The 25,757-nt window shown below is 60.8% G+C and carries 20 protein-coding genes; 16 read left to right on the top strand and 4 right to left on the bottom strand.

Features of this window, described 5'->3' with window-relative positions; genetic code table 11:
* The first annotated feature begins 4 nt into the window (after positions 1–4).
* The 3 genes from murG to murB are packed head-to-tail and all read left to right on the top strand — an operon-like array spanning position 5 to position 3,516.
* Entirely contained in the window at positions 5–1,126 is a 1,122-nt protein-coding gene (gene murG, locus IM739_RS14835) for an undecaprenyldiphospho-muramoylpentapeptide beta-N-acetylglucosaminyltransferase (RefSeq protein ID WP_237368474.1), read from the top strand.
* Positions 1,123–2,535, top strand: a complete 1,413-nt coding sequence (gene murC, locus IM739_RS14830; protein ID WP_237368473.1) for a UDP-N-acetylmuramate--L-alanine ligase — start codon at positions 1,123–1,125, stop codon at positions 2,533–2,535. The genes murG and murC overlap by 4 nt, the downstream gene beginning before the upstream one ends.
* Positions 2,536–3,516 carry a UDP-N-acetylmuramate dehydrogenase gene (gene murB, locus IM739_RS14825; RefSeq protein ID WP_237368472.1) on the top strand — a complete coding sequence of 327 codons (981 nt, stop codon included), beginning with the start codon at positions 2,536–2,538 and terminating at the stop codon, positions 3,514–3,516. It begins immediately after the preceding gene.
* A 38-nt stretch (positions 3,517–3,554) separates the two neighbouring features.
* Here murB and IM739_RS14820 read toward each other — a convergent pair whose 3' ends face one another.
* Complete coding sequence (locus IM739_RS14820; protein ID WP_237368471.1) at positions 3,555–4,655, bottom strand: metallophosphoesterase; 1,101 nt, start codon at positions 4,653–4,655, stop codon at positions 3,555–3,557.
* 249 nt (positions 4,656–4,904) lie between these two features.
* Here IM739_RS14820 and IM739_RS14815 point away from each other — a divergent pair, with 249 nt between their 5' ends.
* The 13 genes from IM739_RS14815 to IM739_RS14755 all read left to right on the top strand — a co-directional run bounded on the left by IM739_RS14815 (position 4,905) and on the right by IM739_RS14755 (position 22,033).
* Positions 4,905–5,759, top strand: a complete 855-nt coding sequence (locus IM739_RS14815; RefSeq protein ID WP_237368470.1) for a GGDEF domain-containing protein — start codon at positions 4,905–4,907, stop codon at positions 5,757–5,759.
* Between the two features lie 205 nt (positions 5,760–5,964).
* Positions 5,965–6,891 carry a D-alanine--D-alanine ligase gene (locus IM739_RS14810; protein ID WP_237368469.1) on the top strand — a complete coding sequence of 309 codons (927 nt, stop codon included), beginning with the start codon at positions 5,965–5,967 and terminating at the stop codon, positions 6,889–6,891.
* Positions 6,879–7,811, top strand: a complete 933-nt coding sequence (locus IM739_RS14805) for a cell division protein FtsQ/DivIB (RefSeq protein WP_442981049.1) — start codon at positions 6,879–6,881, stop codon at positions 7,809–7,811. Before IM739_RS14810 ends, IM739_RS14805 begins: the two co-directional genes overlap by 13 nt.
* A complete protein-coding gene (gene ftsA / locus IM739_RS14800) occupies positions 7,808–9,139 on the top strand; it encodes a cell division protein FtsA (protein WP_007597870.1) in 1,332 nt (443 codons plus the stop codon). Before IM739_RS14805 ends, ftsA begins: the two co-directional genes overlap by 4 nt.
* A gap of 96 nt (positions 9,140–9,235) precedes the next feature.
* Complete coding sequence (ftsZ, locus tag IM739_RS14795) at positions 9,236–10,999, top strand: cell division protein FtsZ (RefSeq protein WP_237368468.1); 1,764 nt, start codon at positions 9,236–9,238, stop codon at positions 10,997–10,999.
* Between the two features lie 261 nt (positions 11,000–11,260).
* Positions 11,261–12,214, top strand: a complete 954-nt coding sequence (gene lpxC / locus IM739_RS14790) for a UDP-3-O-acyl-N-acetylglucosamine deacetylase (protein WP_237368467.1) — start codon at positions 11,261–11,263, stop codon at positions 12,212–12,214.
* A gap of 297 nt (positions 12,215–12,511) precedes the next feature.
* Positions 12,512–13,318: an outer membrane protein assembly factor BamD gene (locus tag IM739_RS14785; RefSeq protein WP_442981138.1), complete on the top strand. Its 807-nt coding sequence runs from the start codon at positions 12,512–12,514 to the stop codon at positions 13,316–13,318.
* A gap of 46 nt (positions 13,319–13,364) precedes the next feature.
* A complete protein-coding gene (recN, locus tag IM739_RS14780) occupies positions 13,365–15,038 on the top strand; it encodes a DNA repair protein RecN (protein ID WP_237368466.1) in 1,674 nt (557 codons plus the stop codon).
* Positions 15,039–15,102: 64 nt separating this feature from the next.
* Entirely contained in the window at positions 15,103–16,551 is a 1,449-nt protein-coding gene (locus IM739_RS14775) for a phospholipase D-like domain-containing protein (RefSeq protein WP_237368465.1), read from the top strand.
* Positions 16,552–16,594: 43 nt separating this feature from the next.
* A complete protein-coding gene (locus IM739_RS14770; RefSeq protein WP_237368464.1) occupies positions 16,595–17,407 on the top strand; it encodes an endonuclease/exonuclease/phosphatase family protein in 813 nt (270 codons plus the stop codon).
* 68 nt (positions 17,408–17,475) lie between these two features.
* Entirely contained in the window at positions 17,476–19,635 is a 2,160-nt protein-coding gene (ligA, locus tag IM739_RS14765; protein ID WP_237368463.1) for an NAD-dependent DNA ligase LigA, read from the top strand.
* 193 nt (positions 19,636–19,828) lie between these two features.
* Complete coding sequence (locus tag IM739_RS14760) at positions 19,829–21,040, top strand: glycosyltransferase family 4 protein (protein ID WP_237368462.1); 1,212 nt, start codon at positions 19,829–19,831, stop codon at positions 21,038–21,040.
* Between the two features lie 12 nt (positions 21,041–21,052).
* Positions 21,053–22,033, top strand: coding sequence for an NAD-dependent epimerase/dehydratase family protein (locus IM739_RS14755; RefSeq protein ID WP_237368461.1), 981 nt, complete (start codon positions 21,053–21,055; stop codon positions 22,031–22,033).
* 30 nt (positions 22,034–22,063) lie between these two features.
* Here IM739_RS14755 and IM739_RS14750 read toward each other — a convergent pair whose 3' ends face one another.
* The 3 genes from IM739_RS14750 to IM739_RS14740 all read right to left on the bottom strand — a co-directional run bounded on the left by IM739_RS14750 (position 22,064) and on the right by IM739_RS14740 (position 25,598).
* A complete protein-coding gene (locus IM739_RS14750) occupies positions 22,064–22,498 on the bottom strand; it encodes a TIGR02588 family protein (RefSeq protein WP_237368460.1) in 435 nt (144 codons plus the stop codon).
* A gap of 11 nt (positions 22,499–22,509) precedes the next feature.
* Positions 22,510–23,388 (bottom strand): TIGR02587 family membrane protein, encoded by an 879-nt coding sequence (locus IM739_RS14745; RefSeq protein WP_237368459.1) that lies wholly within the window; start codon positions 23,386–23,388, stop codon positions 22,510–22,512.
* A gap of 113 nt (positions 23,389–23,501) precedes the next feature.
* Positions 23,502–25,598, bottom strand: coding sequence for a DEAD/DEAH box helicase (locus IM739_RS14740; RefSeq protein ID WP_237368458.1), 2,097 nt, complete (start codon positions 25,596–25,598; stop codon positions 23,502–23,504).
* Between the last annotated feature and the right edge of the window lie 159 nt (positions 25,599–25,757).

Here is a 25,757-nt window from a genome sequence, read left to right as displayed (position 1 = left end):
GGTGATGTCCAAGGGTATCATATTGCTTGCCGCCGGCGGGACCGGCGGCCATCTGTTTCCGGCCGAAGCGTTGGCACATGAACTGAAACAGCGCGGTTATGGCGTGCATCTGGTCACAGACCGGCGTGCCGAACGCTATGCCGGCAGCTTTCCGGCCGATGCAATCCACACGGTTGCCTCGGCGACCATCGGCTCCCGCAATCCCTTGGCAATCGCCAAGGCGTTGCTGGCACTGTGGAACGGTTATCGCGAGGCCCGCAAGCTTGTTACCGCGCTGAAGCCGAAAGCCGTGATCGGGTTTGGCGGCTACCCGACAGTGCCGCCACTGATGGCGGCGGCAGGGCTTGGCGTGCCAACGGCGGTGCACGAACAGAATGCCGTCATCGGCCGTGCCAACCGCATGCTTGCTTCGCGGGTCGATGCCATAGCCGGCGGCTTTCTTGCGCCATCGGGGAGTCATGCGGCCAAGATGATGATCACCGGCAATCCCGTCCGCCCAGCGGTGATTGCCGCCGCGGCTCAGGACTATCATCCATCGCTGGCGGGCGAACCGTTCAAGCTTGTGGTGTTTGGCGGGAGCCAGGGCGCGCAGTTCTTCTCAGATGCCATTCCGGCGGCGGTCGGACTTCTGCCGCTCGAACTTCGCCAGAGGCTTGTCGTGACGCAGCAGGCGCGCCCCGAAGACCAGCAGAAGGTCGTCGGTCTCTATCAGGGACTCGGGGTTCAGGCCGATGTTGCGCCATTCTTTACCGATATGGCCGAGCGCATTGCCGGCGCTCATCTGGTGATCTGCCGGTCAGGCGCCTCGACCGTGTCGGAACTTGCGGTGATCGGCCGGCCGAGCATCCTCGTCCCCTATCCGTATGCGCTCGATCACGACCAGGCTGCCAATGCTGCAGCGCTTGCCGCCAATGGCGGTGCAAGGGTCATTGCCCAATCGGAACTGACGCAGCAACGGTTCGTCGACCTGTTGAAAGAGGCACTTGAAGGGCCGGAATTGCTCGTGGAGACCGCCGCGGCGGCAAAAAGCACCGGGAAGCCCGACGCAGCCGGCTTGCTCGCCGATCTGGTTGAGGCTATTGCCGCAGGCAAGGGCGTTGCCCAGGTCAAGGGAGCCAAACAATGAAAATGCCGAAATCCATCGGGCTGGTCCATTTCATCGGGATCGGCGGAATCGGGATGAGCGGGATCGCGGAAGTCCTGCATAACCTTGGTCACAAGGTCCAGGGTTCCGACCAGGCTGACAGCGCCAATGTGCAGCGCCTGCGCGCCAAGGGCATCGAGGTTTTCGTCGGGCACACGGCCGAAAACCTGGGCGAAGCCGAAGTGGTCGTCGTTTCGACGGCGATCAAGAAGAACAATCCGGAACTGATCGCAGCACGCGAAAAACTGCTGCCGATCGTCCGGCGCGCCGAAATGCTGGCGGAACTGATGCGGTTCCGCAATGCGATCGCGATCGGCGGCACGCATGGCAAGACCACCACGACATCGATGGTGGCAGCCCTTCTTGACGCCGGCCAGATGGACCCGACGGTCATCAACGGCGGTATCATCAACGCCTATGGCACGAACGCCCGCATGGGCGAGGGCGAGTGGATGGTGGTCGAGGCTGACGAGTCGGACGGCACGTTCCTGAAACTGCCGGCCGATGTTGCGGTGATTACCAATATCGACCCGGAACATCTGGATTACTACGGCACTTTCGACAATGCGCGGGCAGCCTTCCGCCAGTTCGTCGAGAATGTGCCGTTCTACGGCTTCGGCGTCCTGTGCCTCGATCATCCGGAGGTCCAGGCGCTGGTCGGCAAGATCGAAGATCGCAAGGTTATCACCTATGGGGAAAACCCGCAGGCCGACGTACGTTTTTCCAATGTGCGGCTGGATGGGACACGGTCGATCTTCGATGTGGAGATCCGCCGTCGTCGAACGGGCCGTGTCTTCACCTTCAACGACCTGATCCTGCCGATGCCGGGCCGGCACAATATTTCCAATGCCTGCGCAGCGATCGCCGTTGCCAATCGGCTGGGTATTTCCGAGGACGCCATCCGCAAGGGGCTTGAAGGTTTCGGTGGCGTCAAGCGGCGCTTCACGCTGACCGGAACCTGGAACAATGTTCAGGTTTTCGACGACTACGGACATCACCCTGTCGAGATCAAGGCTGTGCTGAGAGCCGCACGCGAATCCTGCAAGGGCCGGATCATCGCCGTGCATCAGCCGCATCGGTATTCACGTCTTGCGAGCCTGTTCGAAGACTTCGCCAACTGCTTCAACGACGCCGACACATTGTTCCTGGCGCCGGTTTATGCGGCGGGCGAAGATCCAATCGAGGGGATCGATTCGGAAACGCTGGTCTCGCGGATCAAATCCGGTGGTCATCGCGATGCCCGCTACCTACCTTCGGCTGATCAACTGGCTTCGCTGATCGCAGGCATTGCGCAACCGGGTGATTTTGTGGTCCTGTTGGGGGCGGGTAACATCACGCAATGGGCCGGGGTGTTGCCTGCGGAACTTGATGCAATTTCGGGAAAGTCTTGAATGAAACAGGTGGATGGGGAAAAGCTGCTGGCCTCGCTGGGCCCGGGTGTAAACGAGCTGAAGGGGCGACTGACGCCGGATGCACCTATGGATCGGGTCACCTGGTTTCAGGCCGGTGGTCTGGCGGAACTGATGTTCCAGCCGCACGATACCGCTGATCTGGTGAGCTTCCTCAAGTTGCTGCCGGAAGAGGTTCCGCTCACTGTCATTGGCGTCGGGTCGAACCTTCTGGTGCGCGATGGCGGTATTCCCGGCGTGGTCATTCGTCTGTCCGCCAAGGGTTTCGGCCAGGTGGAACTGGCCGGTGAAAACCTGATCCGCGCCGGCGCCATCTGCCCGGACAAGCACATTGCCGCCATGGCGATGGACAACAATATCGGCGGCTTTCATTTCTACTACGGCATTCCCGGTTCGATCGGCGGCGCGATCCGGATGAATGCCGGTGCCAACGGCGGCGATACCGCAAGCCGGCTGGTCGAGGTCGAGGCAGTTGACCGCAAGGGCAATATCCACGTCCTGTCAAATGCCGACATGGGCTATAGCTATCGCCATTCCTCCGCGCCGGACGGATTGATCTTCACCAGCGCGCTGTTTCAGGGCTTCACGGAGGATCGTGCCAAGATCAGGGCGGACATGGACGCTGTGCGCCATCACCGGGAAACGGTGCAGCCGGTCAAGGAAAAGACCGGGGGCTCGACGTTCAAGAACCCGGAAGGTCACTCGGCCTGGGAACTGATCGACGAGGCGGGTTGCCGTGGCCTGATGATCGGCGGCGCGCAGATGTCGTCGCTGCATTGCAATTTCATGATCAATGTCGGTCATGCCTCCGGCTACGACCTGGAATATCTCGGCGAAACCGTGCGCCAGCGGGTGTTCGAACATTCGGGCATCAAGCTGGAATGGGAAATCAAGCGCCTTGGCATTTTCATGCCTGGCCGCGAGGTGAAACCCTTCATGGGGCAAGTGACCGCGACGGCCTGACAGAGCGCCGCAAGACCGGTGGTTAAGCCGGTCTTGTCTCAGGCGAAAGTCTTGCTGAATGCGTCGGTGAACCTGATTGCGCCGTGATCGCCCGTTGCTTCAGCCAGTACGACGTCCATTGTCCCGCCATTGATCCGGATCAGGCCGAAGCCGCCCATGAAGGCGGCCTTCGGCTTGATGATGTCGTAGCCCTCGGCCCGATACAGCATCGGCGTCTCATGCTGATGGCCATGGACGATGGCAATGATGTTGTATCCCTTCAGGGTGTTCAGAAAGACCGACCGTGCCTCATCCGACCACCAGTGCGGTGCGCCGGTTCCTTCGACATCAAAGGTGCTTTTCAGAGGATCCCAGCGCTCCCGCGAAAAGGCATCGAAGCCGTAGTGCTGGAAAATGATGACGGGACGGCCGTCGGCTGCATAAGTGGCCAAATCATTTTTCAGCCAGTCGATCGCGTTTGCTGCACCCTTGTTGGTATCGCCCGCGAAACGCTGTGCCTGGATCAGGTGCAGACCGTCCCAGTTCCATGAATAGGTGTCGGATAGGTCGTGGTAGTTATCGACTGGCACCGTCGGTTTGAAGAAGACATTCGGGCGATGGTTCATTTGGACATACTCGCGCATCTCCCGCCGATACCAGTCGCCCTGCGGCGCGATGCCGTCCTGGTCGAGATCGTGGTTACCGAGGCCGACATAGACTGGGTAGTGGACACGATCTGCTCCGACACCCTGCTGGTAGCGGTGGGAAAATTGCAGCAGTTGCGAGCCTTCGGCGGCAAGCGCGGTCTGGCCTCCGCCATCGTCGGTCATGTCGCCGCTGACGACGATGCCGCGCGGCATGGCAATCTTTTGTCCGGCGCCGGACAGGCCGCTGGGTTGTCCGTCGATCTGGGTCGGCCAGTGTTCGTGTGCAACGCGGTTCAGCGCCGCTATGTGGCGGAGCAGGTTCTTGTCGGTCTTGCCTTCCTCGGCACAATTCGGACTGAGCCCGCTACCCATGTTGCAGGTGTGGATGTCGTTGATAACCAGGAATGTCACGTCTGTTGGCAGGATTGTCTCTTTTGCAGACAGGCGCATGGGTACCAGACATGGCAAGCCGGCCGACAGCCCGCAGCCGATCAACTGTCGTCTCGAAATCATCTGTCGCTCCCAATCAGATCGTTTGCATTGAAGGGTATGGCGGATTGGCAAAGGTGACAATCCGCCCGATGGCCACGGTCGGCCAAGACAAAGGACACAAAACCAAGCGGTTCTTCGTTTCTGTTGTCATTTTGATTCCGGACCTTTCCATCCTCTTCTTGCCTACCCGTACGGCTTGAGGCACTAGCATGTCGCTCCCACGAATTTTTAACTTCGCTGAAATATGCTGCGCAACGATTGGGGCGGGTGATGATCAGCAAGACAAACGAGTGGATGATTGGGCAGCTGAGTTTGGGCGAGTTTTCGTCGCGCAAGGCGGTGTTTTCCCGTTCGGTCTGGATGGCCGCCAAGATTGCCGCTTTTGCCTACCTGCTGAATGTCCTCTCGCATTTCGGGCTCGTGGCTCTTGGCCTGCTGCCCTATGATCTTGCTCCGGCGCTGGTGATCGCAACGGTGCTGACGCCTCCCGTTTCCTTTATCGTAGCGCTGCTTGCCTATTCGGTCGTTGGCTTTGCCGTTTACGACCTCGGCGTCTCGCGTCAGCGTTTCGAAGAGCTCAGTCGTACTGACATGCTGTCCGGTCTGATGAATCGGCGCGCGTTCCTTGATGCGTTTGAAAAGAGCCGGGGACCGGTCTCACTGCTGCTGTTCGATATCGACCGGTTCAAGGCCGTCAATGACAGCCTCGGACACAAGGCCGGTGACGATGTGATCGTCACGGTCGCTGCCGTGATGGCCGCCGCGGTCAAGGGGCGCGGCGTGTTGTCGCGTATCGGCGGAGAAGAGTTTGCAGTGTTGCTCTCCGGCGTCGCCCCTCAGGATGCCATGCAGCTCGCCGACGAGGTTCGGGCGAGGGTGGCGGAGGTGTCCATCGGAACGGTCGGAAGGGTGTTCAGCGTCACCGTTTCAGGTGGGCTCACGGATGCGACGGCCGATCGCGGCTTCAGCGAAATCTTCTCTGACGCGGACATGGCGCTGTATCATGCGAAGGCCACCGGCCGGAACCGAATCGTCCACGCTGCTTCGTTGAGTTCCGCTGCCGGAGACCGCAATCGTCAGCAGGCTGGCCTCAGCGATACTGCGGTGATGCTTCGCCGCGCTTGAGCCGAATTCTAATTTTATTGTTTAATTTCAATATCTTGATTGTGTTTATGCTGAATTTGATTCAGTCGGGCAGGGTGCGCCTCATGGTGCGAAGTTAACGAAAGTAAACGCTTCATTAACCTTAATGTTGTTCTACTGATGCTGCAAAAGTCGCCGCGGCATGAGAGTTCGCAGGCTCAGGTTCTGAATTGGTTGAGAGGCGTTGATGAGTGGCAAGCATGTCGCGGTTCTGATGGGGGGGATTTCCTCCGAGCGTCCTGTCAGTCTCTCTTCGGGGACTGCATGCGCTGCCGCGCTTGAGGGTGAGGGTTTTCGTGTCACCCGTGTCGATGTTGGCCGGGATGTTGGTGAGGTTCTCTCTGCTCTGCGTCCGGATGTCGCCTTCAATGCGCTTCATGGTCCGTTTGGCGAAGACGGTACGATCCAGGGCGTGCTCGAATATCTCGGCATTCCCTACACGCATTCCGGCGTTCTTGCCTCTGCGCTCGCGATGGATAAGCGTCAGGCGAAGCTGATCGCTTCGCTGGCCGGCATTCCTGTTGCCGAAGCAATCGTGATGAGCCGTTTCGATATCGGCAATGAACATCCGATGGCACCTCCTTATGTGGTGAAGCCGGTTCGTGAGGGGTCCAGCTTCGGTGTTGTCATCGTACGGGAGGATATGGCGCATCCGCCGCAGATCCTCACTTCGTCCGATTGGCGCTATGGTGATGTCGTCATGGTGGAGCGTTATGTCGCCGGGCGCGAGTTGACCTGTGGTGTGATGGACGGTCGTGCGCTGGCGGTCACCGAGGTTGTTCCGCTTGGGCATGGCTTCTACGACTATGACGCAAAGTATGCTGCAGGCGGGTCCAAGCACGTACTTCCGGCGGAAATTTCACCGAAAATTTACCAAAAAATACAATCATTGTCAGTCAAGGCACATCAGGCGATCGGTTGCCGCGGAGTGAGTCGCTCAGACTTCCGCTACGACGATCGGTTCTCCGAGGATGGTGATCTGGTCTGGCTGGAACTCAACAATCAGCCGGGCATGACCCCAACCTCCCTGTTGCCGGAAATGGCGGCCCATGCGGGCCTTGGATTTGGTGAATTCGTTCGTTGGATGGTGGAGGACGCCTCTTGTTTGCGCTAAGCGGCAACAAATCGGCTGAGATCAGGGGTGGGTATCCCGGCGTGCAGGTTGCTGCCGCAGATACCGTTGTCCTGCCGCGTCCTCTGCGTCGCGTCGTCCGCTTCGTGATCAGTCTCTGCTCTGGTCGGATCGTTCTGCCGCGCCACGCCGGCAAGATTGCCTTTGTCGGTTTCTATTCGGCTGTTGCCTTGCATGGCGTTGTTGTCGGCGGTCATGGTCCGGCGGTGCTTCAGTCGATGACTTCTACGGCGGGTTTTGCCATCGAGGACGTACGCGTCTCTGGTAATCAGCACACGTCTGAAATCGATATTCTGCAATTGCTCGGCCTCGATGGCGCGACCAGTCTGCTCGGTCTCGATATCGCCGAAGCGCGCAAGTCGCTTGCCGATCTGCCATGGATCGAATCGGTCGAGGTTCGCAAGATCTATCCGAGCACGGTCGAGGTTCTGCTGCGCGAGCGGCAGGCTTATGCGATCTGGCAGCATGGTTCCGATCTGTCGATCATCGAACGTTCGGGTTCTGTCATTGCGCCGCTGCGCGACAACAAGTTTGCCTCTCTTCCGCTGTTCGTCGGTCGCGACGCCGAGACGGGTGCTGCTGCGATCGAGGAAGAATTTTCCAAGTGGCCGGGTATAGCGTCGCGGGTAAAGGCATTCGTCCGCGTCGCCGGTCGTCGCTGGGATATCCATCTCGACAATGGCATCGTGGTGAAACTGCCGGAAACCGATATCAGTCAATCGCTGGCGCTTCTGTCGCGTTTCGACGAGGAGCAGCAGGTTCTCTCGCGCGATATCGCGGCGATCGACATGCGCCTGCACGATCGTGTGGCTGTACGTCTGACGCCTGAGGCGCAAGAGCGTCGGATTGCTGCGGTCGAGGCGCGTCGCAAGGCGCTGAAAAAGGCGGAGCAGAACATATGAACTTCTTCGGGGGCTCAAATTTCGGTCTGCCGCGCACCAAGCCGCTTTCGTCCAAGCGTGCCCATGTGGTCTCCGTGCTGGATATCGGCTCGACAAAGGTCGTCTGCATGATCGGCAGGCTGACGCCGCGCCGCGAAAGCTCCGTGCTGCCGGGCCGCACCCACAATGTCGAGGTTATCGGCCTCGGTCATCAGCGCTCGCATGGCATCAAGTCCGGTGTGATTGCCGATCTCGATGCGGTGGAAAACGTTGTCCGTCTCGCCGTCGATGCGGCGGAGCGGATGGCCGGCCTGACCGTCGAGAGCCTGATCGTCAATGTTTCCGCCGGCCGCATCGGTTCCGATGTCTATACGGCAACCATCGATCTCGGTGGCCAGGAAGTGGAGTCGGGCGATCTGCGCAAGGTTCTCGTTGCTGCCGGCCAGCAGTCGCAGGGCAATGACCGTGCCGTTCTTCATTCGCTGCCGACAGGCTTTTCGCTTGACGGAGAGCGGGGAATCCGCGATCCCCTTGGCATGTATGGCGACGTCCTCGGCGTCGACATGCATGTGGTCACGGCCGAACGTGCGGCGCTCCGCAACCTGGAGCTCTGCATCAATCGCGCTCATCTGACCGTCGAGGGTGTGGTTGCCACGCCTTACGCCAGCGGCCTTGCTGCCCTGGTCGACGACGAGGTGGAGCTCGGTTGCGCTGCGATCGACATGGGCGGCGGTATGACCACCATTTCGGTCTTTGCAGAAGGCAAGCTGATCCATACGGACGCCATTGGGATTGGCGGTCATCACGTGACCACCGATCTGGCGCGCGGGCTTTCGACCCGTATCGAGGATGCAGAACGCTTGAAGGTCGTTCACGGATCGGCTGTCGCCAATGGCGCAGACGACCGCGAGATGATTTCTGTCCCGCCGATCGGCGAGGACGACCGCGACCAGCCGACACAGGTTCCGCGGGCGCTTCTGACCCGGATCATCAGTGCGCGGATCGAGGAAACGCTCGAACTGCTGCGCGACCGGATCCAGAAGTCGGGGTTCTCTCCGGTGGTCGGCAAGCGCGTCGTCCTGACGGGTGGCGCCAGCCAGCTGACAGGCATGCCGGAAGCGGCCCGCCGTATTCTCGCCCGCAATGTGCGAATTGGTCGTCCGATGGGAGTGTCCGGTCTTCCGGCTGCCGCCAAGGGACCGGCCTTCTCCACAGCGGTCGGTCTGATGATCTATCCGCAGGTTGCGGATCAGGAAACACATGCCGGGCAGGGCGGGTTGTTCTCGCCCTTCGGCAACGGAAACAGCCGCTTCGCCCGCATGGGTCAGTGGTTGAAAGAGAGTTTTTGAGTTCACCCACCGGGCCACAAGGTTCGGGACAGGGAAATCTGTTGAAATGACTTGGCCGGCTAGGCGATGCGGCCGGAAAAAGAAGGGACTGGTACCATGACCATCAAGCTGCAGAAGCCAGACATCACTGAGCTGAAGCCCCGGATCACCGTTTTCGGTGTCGGTGGCGGTGGCGGCAACGCCGTCAACAACATGATCACCGCTGGCCTGCAGGGCGTCGACTTCGTCGTTGCCAATACAGATGCCCAGGCGCTGACCATGACCAAGGCCGAACGGATCATCCAGCTCGGCGTCAGCGTCACCGAAGGCCTCGGCGCCGGTTCGCAGCCCGAAGTCGGCCGTGCCGCCGCTGAAGAGTGCATCGACGAGATCATCGACCATCTCAATGGCACGCATATGTGCTTCGTCACTGCCGGCATGGGTGGCGGTACCGGTACCGGTGCTGCTCCAGTCGTAGCTCAGGCTGCCCGCAACAAGGGCATCCTGACGGTTGGCGTCGTCACCAAGCCGTTCCACTTCGAAGGCCAGCGTCGCATGCGTCTTGCCGAAGCCGGTATCGAGGAACTGCAGAAGTCGGTCGACACCCTGATCGTCATCCCGAACCAGAACCTGTTCCGCATTGCCAACGACAAGACGACCTTTGCCGACGCTTTCGCCATGGCTGACCAGGTTCTCTACTCTGGAGTTGCCTGCATCACCGACCTGATGGTCAAGGAAGGCCTGATCAACCTCGACTTCGCCGACGTTCGCTCGGTCATGCGCGAGATGGGCCGTGCGATGATGGGTACCGGCGAGGCTTCCGGCCAGGGCCGCGCTATGCAGGCTGCCGAAGCTGCAATCGCAAACCCGCTACTCGACGAAACCTCGATGAAGGGCGCACAGGGCCTGCTGATCTCGATCACCGGTGGTCGCGACATGACGCTCTTCGAAGTCGACGAAGCTGCGACCCGCATTCGCGAAGAAGTCGATCCGGATGCCAACATCATCCTCGGCGCGACCTTCGACGAAGCGCTGGAAGGCATCATCCGCGTGTCCGTCGTTGCTACCGGCATCGACCGTGCGGCTCTCGCCTCCAAGGGTTTTGAAGCCGCTCCGCTGGCAAAGCCCGTTATGCGTCCTTCCGCGGCCGTTGCTTCGGCGCCGGCCGCATACCAGCCTGCAATGACGCAGGCCCCCAAGACCGTCATTGATCCGGTCGCAGAAACCATCCGTTCGGCTGAAGCTGAAATGGAACGTGAACTTGAAATCGCCATCGCTCGTCAGGCCGTAGCCCAGCCGCAGGCTGCCGCCGAACCGGAATTCCGTCCTGCCAGCCGTCTGTTCGGCGCTCCGGCTCAAGATGTTGCTCCGGCCCCGGCACCGCGCATGGCAGAACCGATGATGGCTCCGGCGCCTGTCGTTTCGCAGCCGGCTCCGGTCGCGCAGGCTCCTGTCTATCATGCTCCGGTTGCTCCGGCACCGATGCAGATGGAGCCGATGGCTGCTGCCCCGCGGATGGCCCCGGAACAGGCGCGCATGCCGAAGGTTGAAGACTTCCCGCCGGTCCTGCGCGCTGAGATCGATCATCGGTCGCAGACGGCTGCTCCTGCCGCCCAGGACGAACGCGGCCCGATGGGTCTGTTGAAGCGAATCACCAATTCGCTCGGCCGCCATCAGGACGAAGAGCCGGTTGTCGGCGACATGACCGGTTCGGCGCCTGCGGCACCGCAGCAGCGTCGTCCGCTTTCGGCTGAAGCCAGCCTCTACGCTCCGCGTCGTGGCCAGCTCGACGATCAGGGTCGCACGACACCTCCGACCCGCACTTCGAACGAAGACGACCAGCTGGAAATTCCGGCCTTCCTGCGCCGCCAGACAAACTGATCAGCGCTTCTGATCGCTTAGGGAGCCCGGGCCAAAAGCCCGGGTTTTCTGCTTTTGGAAAAGGCTGAATGCGTGTGCTTTTTCTTGTGCTTTTTCAATTCGATAGTTTCGTTACAGTCGGAAAGAAACAGTGATTTGGCTTGGGGCTGCTACCTCCGTATGTATGAATAGGAAACAGGGCTGCCCAAGCCCTCAGAGAAGACCAATTGGTGCATGAGCTTTCCTACGACGGCGAGCGCCAAGTCAGATAAGGCATTCGGAATGGCAATTGCTTTGCTCGGATTTCAAACGACGATCGCGGCTCCGCTTTCTGTCACGGGTATTGGTGTGCATTCCGGTCGTGACGTGACGATTACCCTGCTGCCGGCGGAAGCCGGTACGGGCATCGTTTTCAGCCGCCAGCATGGTGACGGCTCGACAAGCGAATATCGCGCCGTCTCGGCCCATGTCGGCAATACCGATCTCTGCACGGTGCTGGGTACGTCGGCGACCCGTTCGATCGCGACGATCGAACATGTCATGGCGGCGCTGTATGCGCTGGGCCTCGACAATCTCATCGTCGAAGTCGACGGCGCAGAAATGCCGATCATGGATGGAAGCTCGGAAGTCTTCATCGATGCCATCGAGCAGGTCGGGATCACCAATCTGGGCGTGAAGCGACGCTATATCCGTGTGATCAAGCCGGTTCGCATCGAGGCCGGAGCTTCATGGGCCGAGTTCCTCCCTTACGATGGCACGCGCTTCGAAGTCGAAATTGACTTCGACAGCAAGTTGATCGGTCGCCAGAAGTGGCAGGGTGACCTGACGGCAGAGACATTCAAGGCCGAACTGTCGCGCGCTCGTACCTTCGGCTTCATGCGTGATGTCGAACGTTTGTGGGCCGCAGGGTTTGCATTGGGGTCGTCGCTGGAGAATTCCGTCGTCATTTCTGACGACGATGCCGTGATCAATGTCGAAGGCCTTCGTTACGAGGACGAGTTCGTTCGTCACAAGACGCTGGATGCCGTGGGTGACCTGGCGCTGGCCGGTGCCCAGTTCATCGGCTGCTACCGCTCGTATCGCGGTGGCCACAAGCTGAATGCAAACGCGCTGAAGGCGTTGCTGAGCGATGCTTCCGCCTACGAGGTGGTCGAGGCGCCGTCGCGCAGCCTGCGGGCACGTGCGCGCGAATTCGTTCCGGTTCAGGCACTCGAATTCGCGCCGTGGACCGCGTAAGCATCCTGTTCGAGATTCTAAAGTCGTTTGAATGATTTGGGCGCCGGTTCCGCTTCGTGCGGGCTGGCGCCTTTGCTTTTGAGGCTGGAACCGGTCGAATTGGAACTTTCTTCGTACGTCGCCACAAAATTGCGCTAAATCGCCATCACTGCGTTGCCCTCATACGTCTTTTGTGGCTAGAAACGCCATCTGAAAGCGACGACTTTTAAGGCGGCGCTGCAATCGGGATCTTTCGGAATGAGTCAAGTAGGATCGGTCGTTGTGAAGAAAGCCGCGCGTGTCGCCAGCCTTTGCGTGATGATGTCGCTGGCAGGCGTGCTCGCCAGTTGCCAATCGGATCCTGACATCGACATCACCAAGCTGGCCACCGAAACCGATCCGCCGGATGTTCTCTACAATCAGGGTCTCGCCAATATCAAGGCGGGCAACATGAGCGAAGCGGCACGCAAGTTCGACGCTGTCGATGCCCAGCACCCGTTCTCCGAGTGGTCGCGCAAGGCGCTGGTGATGAGCACCTTCACCAAGTATCGCCTCGGTCGCTACGGCGATTCCATCGCAAGCGGCAATCGCTACATGAGCCTGTATCCGAAGTCTGAGGATTCGGCCTACGTGCAGTATCTGGTCGGTCTTTCCAACTGGAAGCAGATCGCCAACGTCACGCAGGACCAGAAGGCTTCGCAAAAGACCATCGAGGCGATGCAGCGCGTTGTCGACGAATATCCCGACTCGGAATATGTCGATGACGCACAGGCGAAGATCCGTTTTGCCCGCGACCAGCTCGCCGGTCGCGAAATGCAGGTCGGACGCTACTATCTGGAACGCAAGGAATACCTCGCTGCCGTGTCGCGCTTCCGCGTCGTGGTCGAGGAGTTCTCCAATACGAACCAGATCGAGGAAGCGCTCGCACGTCTCGTGGAAGCCTATTTCGCCATGGGTATCGTACAGGAAGCACAGACCGCTGCGGCCGTTCTCGGACATAACTATCCGGACAGCCAGTGGTATGCGGACTCCTACAAGCTGCTGCAGAGCGGCGGTGTCGAGCCGCGCGAAAATGAGGGTTCGTGGATCGCACGCGCCGGTCGCAAATTCCTGACCGGTAGCTGAGAACCACTATCTGTTGCCACCGTCCGTCAAGTGAGATCTTGAGCCCATGCTGGTCCAGTTATCGATCCGCGATATCGTTCTGATCGAGCGGCTGGATCTTGCATTCGAGGCCGGGCTGTCGGTCCTGACCGGTGAAACGGGAGCTGGCAAATCGATCCTTCTCGACAGTCTGTCGCTCGCGCTCGGCGGGCGGGGTGATGGTTCGCTCGTCCGTCACGGTGAAGACAAGGGGCAGGTCACGGCCGTTTTCGACGTGCATGGCAGCCATGCTGCTCGCACCTTGTTGCGCGGCAATGGCGTCGATGACGACGGCGACCTGATTTTCCGCCGCATCCAGTCTGCCGATGGCCGCACGCGCGCCTTCATCAATGATCAGGCCGTCAGTGTTCAGTTGATGCGCCAGGCCGGCCAGTTGCTGGTTGAGATCCATGGCCAGCATGACGACCGTGCGCTGATCGACACGGACGCACACCGCATGCTTCTCGATGCCTTTGCCGGTCTTTCCGACGAGGCGGTGACGCTCGGCGAAAGCTATCGCCGCTGGCGCGACGCGGAACGCAGCTTCAAGACGCACAAGGCCAAGGTCGAGGCGGCCGCGCGCGAGGCGGACTACCTGCGTGCCTCGGTCGAAGAGCTGGAAGCTCTGTCACCGCAGGATGGCGAAGAGGACGAGCTTGCGGAGCGTCGTTCGAGGATGCAGAAATCCGAGCGCATCGCGGGTGACATTTCCGAAGCCTCCGAATTTCTCAACGGCAACGCATCTCCGGTTCCGCATATCGCCGCGCTGATGCGCAAGCTTGAGCGCAAGAGCCATGAGGCGCCGGGCCTGCTGGAAGAAACGGTGCAGTTGCTTGGCTCCGCGCTCGACACGCTATCGAGCGCGCAGATGGAGGTGGAGGCGGCGCTAAGGCGTACGGAATTCGATCCGCGTGAACTGGAGCGGGTCGAAGAACGCCTATTCGCATTGCGCGCTGCCGGCCGAAAGTATTCGGTCGCCGTTACGGGGTTGCCGGCGCTGGCGGAAAAAATGGTGACCGACCTTGCCGATCTCGATGCGGGCGAGGAGCGCCTGGGGCAGCTTGAGGCGGCTGTGACCGAAGCACGGGCACATTACGATCACCTGGCCGTCCAACTCTCCGCCAAGCGCCACAATGCAGCGAGTGCGTTGGGCGACACGGTCATGCAGGAATTGCCGGCCCTGAAACTGGAGCGGGCCAAATTCATGGTCGAGGTGACGAGCGACGCGGAGGCCGCCACGGCCGAGGGTATCGATACAGTCGAGTTCCATGTGCAGACAAACCCGGGCACCCGGCCGGGTCCGATCATGAAGGTTGCTTCCGGCGGCGAACTGTCCCGTTTCCTGCTGGCGCTCAAGGTCGCGCTGGCAGATCGCGGATCGGCCCCCACGCTGGTTTTTGACGAAATCGACACCGGCGTTGGTGGTGCCGTGGCCGATGCCATCGGCCAGCGGCTGAAACGTCTGTCGAGCAGGGTGCAGGTGTTGTCCGTCACCCATGCACCGCAGGTGGCCGCGCGCGCGGCGACGCATTTCCTGATCTCCAAGGGACCGGCGGGCGATGCCGGCGACAAGATTGCGACACGGGTCGCGATCATGGAACCGGACCATCGCAAGGAAGAAATCGCCCGCATGCTGGCAGGCGCCTCGATTACCGACGAGGCGCGGGCGGCGGCAGCCAAGCTTCTGGCCGGCGAGGCATGAGCGATGCCTGCGCCCGGCGATTGCCATTGCATTCGACTGTGAAAGCTGTTTCGCTCCGGCAACCATGCTCGACCTTCTGATCACCTACTGGCCCCATCTGCTTGCCGCCGTGTCGATTGTTTTCGGCACAGTGGCCGCGGTGCATGCAACCATGACCAAACGCGAGGTTCGCTCAGCCCTGGGCTGGGTTGGCGTGATCGTGCTGTCGCCGCTGATCGGGGCGCTGATCTATGCCGTGGCAGGCATCAATCGTATCCGTCGCGCCTCGCTCACCTCGCGACGAGCGCTCCGGCTCGACGAACTCTGGCGCAGCATCTCTTCCTATGGGGTGGCCGGGGATGTGATCGCCGCGCAGTTCGGTTCCGAGATGGCGTCGCTCAAGACGCTGGGTGATCGGGTGGCGCGTCATCCGCTTTCTTCCGGCAATCGTGTCCTTTTGCTTGGCACGGGCGAGGAGACCTATTCCGCCATCTGCGAAGCGATCACGTCCGCCGAGCGCAGCGTTATTCTGGAAACCTATATCTTCGATCGCGATCCGATCGGCCTCAAGGTTGCTGATTGCCTGATCGCTGCCCACAAGCGCGGGGTGGCCGTGCGGGTGCTGATCGACGCGGTCGGTGCCCGTTACAGTGTGCCAAGCATCATCGGTTACCTTCAGGATGCAGGTGTGTCGGTCGCCGCCTTCAACGGCAAGGTTATCATGGGGCTTCGGTTGCCTTACGCAAACCTCAGGACACACCGCAAGATCGTGGTGGCCGATGGTACCACCGCCTTTATCGGCGGCATGAACATTCGAGCCGCCTTTACCGGTCCGGACGGCGCACGCGATACCCATTTCAGGGTCAGCGGTCCGATTGTCGCCGATATCCTGGCCGTCGCTGCTGAAGACTGGCACTTCGAAACGAAGGAAGTGCTGAAGGGACCGGAATGGCGGCTTGGATTGGATGGTGCGGTTGCCGGTGAACCATCTTACGCCCGGCTCATCGTATCGGGTCCGGATACGCATCTGGAAACCAATCACAAGATGCTGATCGGCGCCTTTTCGGTGGCGCAGCATTCGATCCGTATCATGTCGCCCTATTTCCTGCCGGATGCCGTGCTCATTTCTGCTCTCGCGACGGCGGCACGTCGCGGCGTGCGGGTCGACATCGTCGTGCCGTCGCGCAACAATCTTGCCATCGTCAGCCATGCGATGACGGCGCAATTCGATCAGGTGCTCAAGGATGGCTGCCGGGTATTGCGAGCCGCCGGTCAGTTCGACCATTCCAAACTCGCTGTCATCGATGGTCGGTGGGTGTTTGTCGGTTCCTCCAATCTCGATTCGCGTTCGCTTCGCTTGAATTTCGAAATCGACATGGAAATCTTCGACATGGAAGTGGCCGGTGAAATAGAAAGCCGGATCGCGGCGGCGATGGAGGATGCGGAGGAGGTCATTCTCGATGAACTTCGCGCCAGGCCATTCCTGATACGGCTTTTTGAACGTTTCCTCTGGCTTGGATCGCCCTATCTGTAGTGGGCGACAGGCTGTGTTGCTTGTGAATGAGCCGGATGGTGGGATGAAAAAGACGAACGGCAGTCTCGCGCGGACAATGATCTCGTCGATCCGCAATCGGCGTCAGCGACCGTTTGGTCCAGCGATGCGCGAGGCCGAAGACGGGATGATCACCGTCGCCTCCTACAATGTCCACAAATGCGTCGGAACCGATGGACGGTTCGATCCCGAGCGGGTGATCGAGGTGATCCGCGAGATCGAGCCGGATGTCATCGCGTTGCAGGAGGCGGACCAACGCTTTGGCGAAAGGTCCGGGCTTCTCGACTTGACGCGTCTTCGGCTTGAGACCGGCTTGCTGCCGGTGCCGGTGGTCGGCGGACCGAAATCGCATGGCTGGCGCGGCAATGTGCTGCTGTTTCGCCAGGGTATGGTGCGTGACGTGCACCAGATCGCCCTGCCGGGTCTTGAGCCGCGCGGCGCGCTGGTTGCCGAAATCGACATCGATGGGCATGCGGGTTTGAGGGTGATTGCGGCGCATCTTGGCCTGTTGCGATGGGCACGCCGGCAGCAGGCGGACGTGATCCTGGACATCCTGCAGGCACGCGAGGAACGTTCGACCATCCTGATGGGTGATTTCAACGAATGGCGACTGGGGCCTGGGTCGGCGCTAACCCGGCTGGAGCCCATCTTCGGGCCTTTGCCGCCGCCGATCCCGAGCTTCCCGGCACGGCTGCCCGTGCTGTCGCTCGACCGGATTATGGCGAACCGTGCCGACCTGATTTCCGACATGACCGTGCATGACACGCCGCTGGCGCGGCTTGCCTCCGATCATCTGCCGCTGACGGCGAGGGTCAGGCTGCATCGGATTGAGGATTAGTCGAGGCGAGCCTTTTCAACCTGCCGGATTCGAGGGTAAGACCGGCAGGTAATTTTTCGGAGGGCGCCATGACCGTTGAACTGATCGCAGTCGAGGATCTGACAGAGGAACAGGCGAAGGCCGAGCTTCAGCGCCTTTCCGCCGAGATCGCCCATCATGATGCGCTGTATCACGGCAAGGACAAGCCGGAGATCTCCGACGCGGAATATGATGCGCTCAAACGGCGCAATGATACGATCGAGGCGCAGTTCCCCGAGCTCGTGCGCACTGACAGCCCGTCGCAGCGCGTGGGCGCAGCGCCCGTCGGCATCTTTGCGCAGGTTGTTCATGCGCGCCCGATGCTGTCTCTGGATAATACATTCTCGGACGAGGACGTGGCCGATTTCATCGCGTCGGTCTATCGGTTCCTGGGCATGCTGCCGGACAATTCGATCGCCTTTACCGCCGAGCCGAAGATCGATGGGCTTTCCATGTCGCTGCGTTACGAGAACCGAAAGCTGGTCACCGCCGCGACCCGGGGCGACGGGACGACGGGTGAAAACGTCACCGCCAATATCCTGACCATCAAGGAGATCCCGACCGAGCTTCCTGCGGGCGCACCGGATGTCGTCGAGGTGCGTGGCGAAGTCTATATGGCCAAAAGCGCATTTCTGGCGCTCAACGCGCAGATGGAGGCCGAAGGCAAGCAGACCTATGTCAACCCGCGCAACACCGCATCAGGATCGCTTCGCCAGCTCGATCCAAAGGTAACGGCGAACCGCAATCTGAAGTTTTTCGCCTATGCTTGGGGCGAAATCAGCACGATGCCGGCCGATACCCAATGGGGCATGGTCGAGACGTTCCGAAGCTGGGGATTTCCGGTCAATCCCTTGACCCGCCGACTGAGCTCTGTCGATGAAATCATCGCACATTACCGCGACATCGGCCTGCAGCGCGCTGATCTCGACTATGACATCGATGGTGTCGTCTACAAGGTCGATCGGCTCGACCTGCAGGGCCGGCTCGGGTTTCGCTCACGCAGCCCGCGCTGGGCGACCGCCCACAAGTTTCCAGCTGAACAGGCCTTTACCACGGTGCAGGCGATAGACATCCAGGTCGGGCGCACCGGGGCACTGACGCCGGTCGCACGGCTCGAGCCGATCACCGTCGGCGGTGTCGTGGTCACCAATGCGACACTGCACAATGCCGACTATATCGAAGGCATCGGAAATGGTGGCGAGCGCATCCGCCCGGACGGTCATGATATACGCATTGGCGACACCGTCATCGTCCAACGCGCGGGCGACGTCATCCCGCAGGTGCTGGACGTGGTACTGGAAAAACGCCCCGTAGCGTCTGAGAAATACGCATTTCCGGCAAGATGCCCTGTCTGCGGCAGCCATGCCGTGCGCGAGAGAAACGAGAAAACCGGCAAGCTCGATTCTGTTACACGCTGTACCGGCGGTTTCGTTTGCCGGGCCCAGGCGGTCGAGCACATCAAGCATTTCGTTTCGCGCAACGCCTTCGATATCGAGGGTCTCGGGACGAAGCAGGTCGATTTCTTCTTTGAAGCCGAGGATCCGTCGCTTTCAATTCGCACGGCACCCGATATCTTCACCCTGAAGCGGCGCCAGGAAAGTTCATTGCTGACCAAGCTCGAGAATATCGAGGGCTTTGGTCGCGTCAGCGTGCGCAAGCTGTTCGATGCAATCGATGCGCGTCGCGAGATTGCGCTGCAGCGCTTCATATTCGCACTTGGTATTCGGCATGTCGGCGAGACAACCGCCAAGCTGCTGGCGCGCTCCTACGGCTCCTATGCGAGCTTTGCTGAGGCGATGCAGGCGGCGGCGCCGAGATACGGCGATGCCTGGAACGAACTGAACAGCATCGATGGCATCGGCGAAGTGGTTGCGGCCTCGATCGTCGAATTCTTCAAGGAGCCGCGAAACCTTGAGGTCGTCCAACGCCTGCTTGACGAGGTGACACCGCTCGACGCTGAGGCACAAGTTGCCACGGACAGTGTGGTCGCGGGGAAGACAGTCGTGTTTACCGGCTCGCTGGAGCGCTTTACCCGTGATGAAGCCAAGGCCCGGGCCGAGGGACTGGGAGCCAAGGTTGCCGGCTCCGTGTCGAAGAAGACCGACTATGTCGTTGCCGGTCCCGGTGCCGGGTCCAAGCTCGACAAGGCTCGGGAACTGGGCGTTGCCGTGATGACCGAAGACGAATGGCTGGACTTGATCGGCGGCTGAAAGCGGCCCGAGCCGGAGCAAGGGAACAGATCCGACGGGAGCAAAATACCACTTCGACTAGTGAAAAAGGATAAGTTGAATTACGCCCTGAAATAGCGGTCAATCGAACTTGAAAACGAGAGAAATGGCGATCCGCAGGGGCGGGCACCGTCTTTCCTGGTTTGCACTATCCTCGATTGCACCACGGCGGGTCATGCGGCTTATACTGATCAACGATGTCTCTGTAGTCCTGGGCGGTGCCACCAAGGTGGCGATGCAATGTGTCGAGGCAGGTCTGTCGGCCGGGCTGGATTGCACGGTTCTGGTGGGTGATGACGGCGAAGGCGTGCGCCGGAATTTCCCTGCGGCAAAGGTCGAGGCACTGGGCGAGAAGCCGCTGCGCGACGGAGTGCATCTCCGCGATGTCGTCGACCGGAATTTCAATCGCCAGGCCTATGCGGCGCTTGACCGGCTCCTGGCTGCCAGTGCGGAAAAAACGGTCGTTCATGTGCATGGCTGGTCGCAGATCCTGTCGCCTTCGATCTTTCACGCGCTGGCCAAACACGGTGCGCGGGTCATCGTCACGGCCCATGATTTCTTCCTGAGTTGTCCGAACGGCGGTTACCTGAATTTCAACACTGGTGACGTCTGTGGACAGCAGCCGATGTCGTTCGGCTGCCTTACCAGCAATTGCGACAAGCGGAACTATTTGCACAAGCTCTGGCGGGTCAGCCGCATGCTGACCCAGACTTCTGCCGGCAAGGAATTCTGGGGGCGGGTCGAGGTCATCCTGGCGCATGAGAATATGGAGCTTCACCTGACCGGCGGGGCCTTGCAGCATTTCCAGACCTTGAGGACGCCTTGCAAGCCGCTGACTGCAGGACCTGTGAAAGCATGGGAAAACAGCCGCGCGCTTTTTCTTGGACGGATGACTTGGGAGAAGGGTGTGCGAACGCTGGCCGAAGCGCTGAACAGCACCGGCCGGACCGCGACGTTGATCGGGCGTGGCCCCTTGCTTCAGGAAATGCAGGCGGCCTTGCCGCACTGTTATGTGCCCGGCTGGCTGGACGATAGCGAAGTCAACCGGATGGCGGCGGAGGCACGTTTCTTCATCATGCCTTCGCGCATGCCCGAACCTTACGGGCTCGTGGCGGCCGAGGCGGTGATGAGCGGCATTCCCGTGATCGCAAGCAGCAATGCGCTGATCGCCGAGGAAGTCTCCCGCAATGGTGCAGGGCTTGTGTTCGAGAGCGGCAATGCAGCTTCGCTGGCCGAGAAGATCGCCTTGATGGACAATGACGCACTCGTGCGCAACCTGAGTGAGGGCGCTTACGAATACGGCAAACGCATTGCGCCGTCGAACGACGAATGGCGTCAGCGGATCGTCGATATCTACAGAGGCAATTCCAGTTTATCCGTTCACTGAGGAGAAGATGTCATGGCCAGGGCTTTGGTGACCGGTGGGGCCGGATTTGTCGGACGTCATCTCTGCGCGCGTCTCTTGTCCGAGGGGCTCGATGTCGTCTGTGTCGATAGTCTCGTCGAGGGGACCGGGGCACTGCCTCCCGAGCACTGGCCGCTTCCGCCAAAAGGTCGGTTTACCTTCGTGTCGTCCGATTGCCGCGACTATTTTGCCCGGACCGACGAACGTTTCGACTATGTCTACCATCTCGCCGCAGTTGTCGGTGGCCGGGTGATGATGGAGACGCAGGCGCTTTGCGTGGCCGAAGACCTTGCGGTCGATGCTTTGATGTGGAAATGGGCTACGGCCACCCGCCCGGGCTGCGTCGTCTTCTTCAGTTCGAGCGCGGCCTATTCGATCGGGCTCCAGAGAGCGCAAGGTCACAGACAGCTGCGCGAGGACATGATCTCTTTCGAGGATGGGCTCGGCGTTCCGGATCTCAGCTATGGTTGGGCGAAGCTTACCGGCGAATTTCTGATGAAGCTCTATGTCGAACGTTATGGTGGACGCGCTATCGCCTACCGGCCTTTCAGCGGCTACGGCGAGGATCAGGATCTGGCCTATCCGTTTCCCGCGATCTGCCAGCGGCTGATGGCCGAGGTGGGCAGGGACGAGGTGTTCGTCTGGGGCTCCGGACGGCAATGCCGGGATTTCATCCATATTTCCGACTGCGTGGATTTTGTCTGGCGCACCGTGGATCGGTTGCCAACGGGGGCTAGCCTTAATCTCTCGACCGGCATAGCAACCTCGTTCATCACCCTCGCGGAGGAGGTTGCGCGACAGATCGGATGGGATCCGAAAGTTTCCGGGCTATCCGACAAACCGGAAGGCGTATTCTATCGCTGCGGTGATACCGGAATGCAGCAGGCATATGGATTGCTGCCCTCGGTCACTCTCTCAGAGGGCATTGCTCGCATGCTCGACAGGTTGCGATTCAAGGCCGGGCGTGCGGCGTGATCTGCCTAATTGAAAGGCGGTCAGATGGTCTCATGGTTCGGTGAAACCAACGGCTCGTATGTTGAAATCGTGGTTGTTCGGATCCTGGCTGAAGATCAATGCGCCACGCGCCAATGAGCGAGCCGCAACGTAGTCGAAGGTGACGGCGGCCTCTTCAATCAGGCGGCCGCGATCGGCCAGGGTGCCGCGTACCTCGACGGATGCCGCTGTGGTTTCTCCGCTATTGCTTAGGTCGAACAACACCCGCCAGGCCGCCCGGGTCTTTTCGACGGATACGATGTCGACACGCAAGTCTGCAGGGGTATCGGTGCCATTGACGGCCTCGTAACTGACCCAGGCGATGATGGCCAGGACGAGGAGCGACGAGACAAGACCGGTCAGCCATTCGATCCAGTGTGGTTTAAGCCGTTCGATATCCGGGCTCTTGCCTGATCTCGCCACCTTTTTATTCTCCAACCTGGTCATTGGCGATCATCCTACAATATGAGCCGCGCGGCCGCGGCACCGATCGCCGCCGGGAAGCCGAGAACGATGACGACCAGGACAATCTGGGTGACGCCCGTGTCGTCCAGCCGCTCGAAGGTCCACAGGGTGAAAAGACTGACGGCCAATGCCACCAGATAGCCAGGCAAAGTAAAGCGAATGAAGGCATGCCAACCGGGTACGCCGCTTTCGAGCCGGTGGCCGCCGCGAAAGGACAGGGCGTAGACGAAGCCGTGCATCATGCCCATGGAGATGGCGATGAGGGCAAGCGTATGCCAGGGCGTCATCTTGTAGGCGAGGAGGATCATCTCTTCGGTGGGTGCCAGATTGAGCGACAGGAACAAGGCGCCGACTGCCATCATCGAGAGTTCGACAACATAGCTGCCTCCGTCGGACGGCTTTCCGGTCTCACCGGCGTTTCCGTCCTCTTCCTCGCCTTCGTCATCTGCGCCCATGCCGAGCTGGCTTCGTGCAAGCAGCGCACCGATACTCGCAGGTACCGCCTGTATCGCCACCATGCCGACCCATTGGCGTGGCGGCATGTCCGGCGTGATGACGCCAAGGACCAACAGGAGAGCCGCGCTTGCTGCGATGCCCATCCCAAAGGCCACAACCGCGTCCCGTATGGTGCTGCTCCAGCAGTTGGTATGCTCGAAGCCGATCCGGTGCGAGAGAAAGACGAGCAGGGGAATGTTGAGGACCAGTAGCAGGAGCAGACGGACGCGCTCCATATAGAAGCCGAGGCTCCACATCTCCATCGTCATCAGCATAGGCAGTGCAAAGAGGAGGGCGCCTGCCAGGCCGCGGGCGAGCCCGGTCAGGAATTCGTTGATATCCGTGGAGGTCTCTAGTCGAGCGCTGTCGGCGGCCATATGAAATTGTTCCCCTTCGCGCACTCAATGCGCAGGGGCGGGGCTTGTTCCATCAATGATGGAGCCCGTGCCCCGGAGGGGCGGGATGGGGCATTGACTGCCCCATCGATCACTCAGCCCTTAGGCTTGAAGGTCTTCTTCTTCGGTCCTGCCGACGGGCCACGATCGTCGAACTTCGGCTTGGTGGCGTAGGCAGGCTTGTCGCCCTTTGCGGCATAGGAGGGCTTGTCACCCTTGGGCTTGCCGGCCCAATCGGACTTGGCCGGCTTGTCCCATGCATTGGAGGCGCCCTTCGGCTTCTTCTTGAAATCGGGCTTTGCCGAAGTTGAATCGTCACGCTTGGACCTTGCCGGTGCGGCGCCCCAGACGTCCGCGTCGGCGCGAGCCATGTCGTCCTTGTACGGCTTGCGTTCGGCACTGTCGCTCTTGGACGCATAAGGCTTTTTGTCACCGTAGGGCTTCTTATCGCCATAAGGCTTCTTGTCCGCGAAAGGCTTCTTGTCGCCATAGGACTGGCGCTCACCATCTTCGCGCGGCGGACGGGCTGCGCGTTCCTTCGGTGGTGCGGAGAAGTCCGGCACGCCGGGCAGCTGCGTCACGGTGATGCCGCGCTCAAGTGCCTTGTTGGGGCCGAGCGCCGTGAGGAACTGCTCGAGATTGCTCTTGGCAATTTCGACGAAGGTCTCTTCCGGCTGCATCTTGATCGCGCCGATTTCGTTCTTGGTAATGTTGCCGTTGCGGCAGATCATCGGGATCAACCAACGCGGCTCGGCGCTCTGGCGACGGCCGACCGACAGCGAGAACCAGACGCTCGGGCCGAACTCGCTGCGCGGACGCAGTTCCGTGGGGCGCTGCTCGAAGGTTTCGCCTTCGCGGCGCTTGCGCTCTGCCTGAAGGGCGACCGGGATGAGATCTTCCGGAGCCGAGCGATTGCCGCGCTGCAGACGCAGGAAAGCTGCTGCAACCTGTTCAGCGCCGTGCTGGGCCAGAAGCGTCGCGATAAATGGGGCTTCATCCTCGTTGATCGTCTGAGACAGAGCCGGATCGGCAAGCAGGCGCTCGTCGTCGCGGGCGAGCACTTCGTCTGCGGACGGAGGCAGAGCCCAGGTCGGCTGGACGCTGGCACCACCAAGCAGGCGTTCGGCCTTGCGGCGGGCGCTGACCGGCACGATCAGCGCGGAAACGCCCTTGTTGCCGGCACGGCCGGTACGGCCCGAGCGGTGCAGCAAGGTTTCCGAATTGTTCGGCAGGTCGGCGTGGATGACAAGTTCAAGGCCGGGCAGGTCGATACCACGGGCGGCGACATCGGTCGCGATGCAGACGCGGGCGCGGCCGTCGCGCATGGCCTGGAGGGCATGTGTGCGTTCGTTCTGCGACAGTTCGCCAGACAGGGCCACGACCGAGAAGCCGCGATTGTGCAGGCGGGCGGTCAGATGATTGACGGCAGCGCGGGTCGAACAGAAGACGATGGCGTTGCGTGCCTCGTAGAAGCGCAGCACGTTGATGATGGCGTTTTCGCGGTCGGGATTGGCGACCGTCAGTGCACGGTATTCAATGTCGACGTGCTGCTTCTTTTCCGAAACGGTCTCGATGCGCTTGGCATTGCGCTGGAAGTTCTTGGCCAGATCGGCGATCGAGCGCGGAACCGTTGCCGAGAACATCAGGGTCCGGCGCTCGTCCGGCGAGGCTTCGAGGATGAATTCGAGGTCTTCGCGGAAGCCGAGGTCGAGCATTTCGTCGGCTTCGTCGAGAACGACGGCGCGAAGTTCGGACAAATCCAGGGCACGGCGGGTGATGTGGTCGCGAAGACGGCCGGGGGTGCCGACGACGATATGGGCGCCACGTTCGAGTGCACGGCGCTCGTTGCGCACGTCCATGCCGCCGACGCAGGATGCGATGACCGCACCGGTCTTCTCGTAGAGCCATTCCAGCTCGCGCATGACCTGCATGGCCAGTTCGCGGGTCGGCGCGATGCAAAGCGCCAGAGGGGCGCCGGCGCGGCCGAAACGGTTTTCGCCAGCCAGCAGAGTCGGAGCGAGCGCCAGGCCGAAGGCGACGGTCTTGCCGGAGCCGGTCTGGGCGGACACAAGCGCGTCCTGGCTTTCGAGATCAGGATCGATCATCGCCTGCTGTACGGGGGTCAGCGTGTCATAGCCACGTTGGCGCAAGGCCTCGGCGATCGCCGGGACGATGCCGTCAAAATCAGTCATCGGGGTCAACTTTCGAAATTGGTGTCTCTTGCGGGCCAAAGCACCGCGCCCGCCGATTGCGGGTATGTTGGCGCCGTTCCTACTCGTGTCAGCCCGGAAAGTATAGGGGGTTGGGGACAAAAGGCCGCATATGGTGAAGGCGGGGCAAGCGAATAGCTG

The organism is Rhizobium sp. SL42, assembly GCF_021729845.1.
Classification (GTDB): domain Bacteria; phylum Pseudomonadota; class Alphaproteobacteria; order Rhizobiales; family Rhizobiaceae; genus Allorhizobium.
The sequence above is the reverse complement of the archived record's forward strand: the minus strand, read 5'-3'. Positions and strand labels throughout refer to the sequence as shown.

Excerpts from the sequence above, each read along its gene's own strand:
- murG (WP_237368474.1), top strand. The coding sequence starts at position 5 with ATGTCCAAGGGTATCATATTGCTTGCCGCCGGCGGGACCGGCGGCCAT.
- murC (WP_237368473.1), top strand. The coding sequence starts at position 1,123 with ATGAAAATGCCGAAATCCATCGGGCTGGTCCATTTCATCGGGATCGGC.
- murB (WP_237368472.1), top strand. The coding sequence starts at position 2,536 with ATGAAACAGGTGGATGGGGAAAAGCTGCTGGCCTCGCTGGGCCCGGGT.
- IM739_RS14820 (WP_237368471.1), bottom strand. The coding sequence starts at position 4,655 with ATGATTTCGAGACGACAGTTGATCGGCTGCGGGCTGTCGGCCGGCTTG.
- IM739_RS14815 (WP_237368470.1), top strand. The coding sequence starts at position 4,905 with ATGATCAGCAAGACAAACGAGTGGATGATTGGGCAGCTGAGTTTGGGC.
- IM739_RS14810 (WP_237368469.1), top strand. The coding sequence starts at position 5,965 with ATGAGTGGCAAGCATGTCGCGGTTCTGATGGGGGGGATTTCCTCCGAG.
- ftsA (WP_007597870.1), top strand. The coding sequence starts at position 7,808 with ATGAACTTCTTCGGGGGCTCAAATTTCGGTCTGCCGCGCACCAAGCCG.
- ftsZ (WP_237368468.1), top strand. The coding sequence starts at position 9,236 with ATGACCATCAAGCTGCAGAAGCCAGACATCACTGAGCTGAAGCCCCGG.
- lpxC (WP_237368467.1), top strand. The coding sequence starts at position 11,261 with ATGGCAATTGCTTTGCTCGGATTTCAAACGACGATCGCGGCTCCGCTT.
- IM739_RS14785 (WP_442981138.1), top strand. The coding sequence starts at position 12,512 with ATGATGTCGCTGGCAGGCGTGCTCGCCAGTTGCCAATCGGATCCTGAC.
- recN (WP_237368466.1), top strand. The coding sequence starts at position 13,365 with ATGCTGGTCCAGTTATCGATCCGCGATATCGTTCTGATCGAGCGGCTG.
- IM739_RS14775 (WP_237368465.1), top strand. The coding sequence starts at position 15,103 with ATGCTCGACCTTCTGATCACCTACTGGCCCCATCTGCTTGCCGCCGTG.
- IM739_RS14770 (WP_237368464.1), top strand. The coding sequence starts at position 16,595 with ATGAAAAAGACGAACGGCAGTCTCGCGCGGACAATGATCTCGTCGATC.
- ligA (WP_237368463.1), top strand. The coding sequence starts at position 17,476 with ATGACCGTTGAACTGATCGCAGTCGAGGATCTGACAGAGGAACAGGCG.
- IM739_RS14760 (WP_237368462.1), top strand. The coding sequence starts at position 19,829 with ATGCGGCTTATACTGATCAACGATGTCTCTGTAGTCCTGGGCGGTGCC.
- IM739_RS14755 (WP_237368461.1), top strand. The coding sequence starts at position 21,053 with ATGGCCAGGGCTTTGGTGACCGGTGGGGCCGGATTTGTCGGACGTCAT.
- IM739_RS14750 (WP_237368460.1), bottom strand. The coding sequence starts at position 22,498 with ATGACCAGGTTGGAGAATAAAAAGGTGGCGAGATCAGGCAAGAGCCCG.
- IM739_RS14745 (WP_237368459.1), bottom strand. The coding sequence starts at position 23,388 with ATGGCCGCCGACAGCGCTCGACTAGAGACCTCCACGGATATCAACGAA.
- IM739_RS14740 (WP_237368458.1), bottom strand. The coding sequence starts at position 25,598 with ATGACTGATTTTGACGGCATCGTCCCGGCGATCGCCGAGGCCTTGCGC.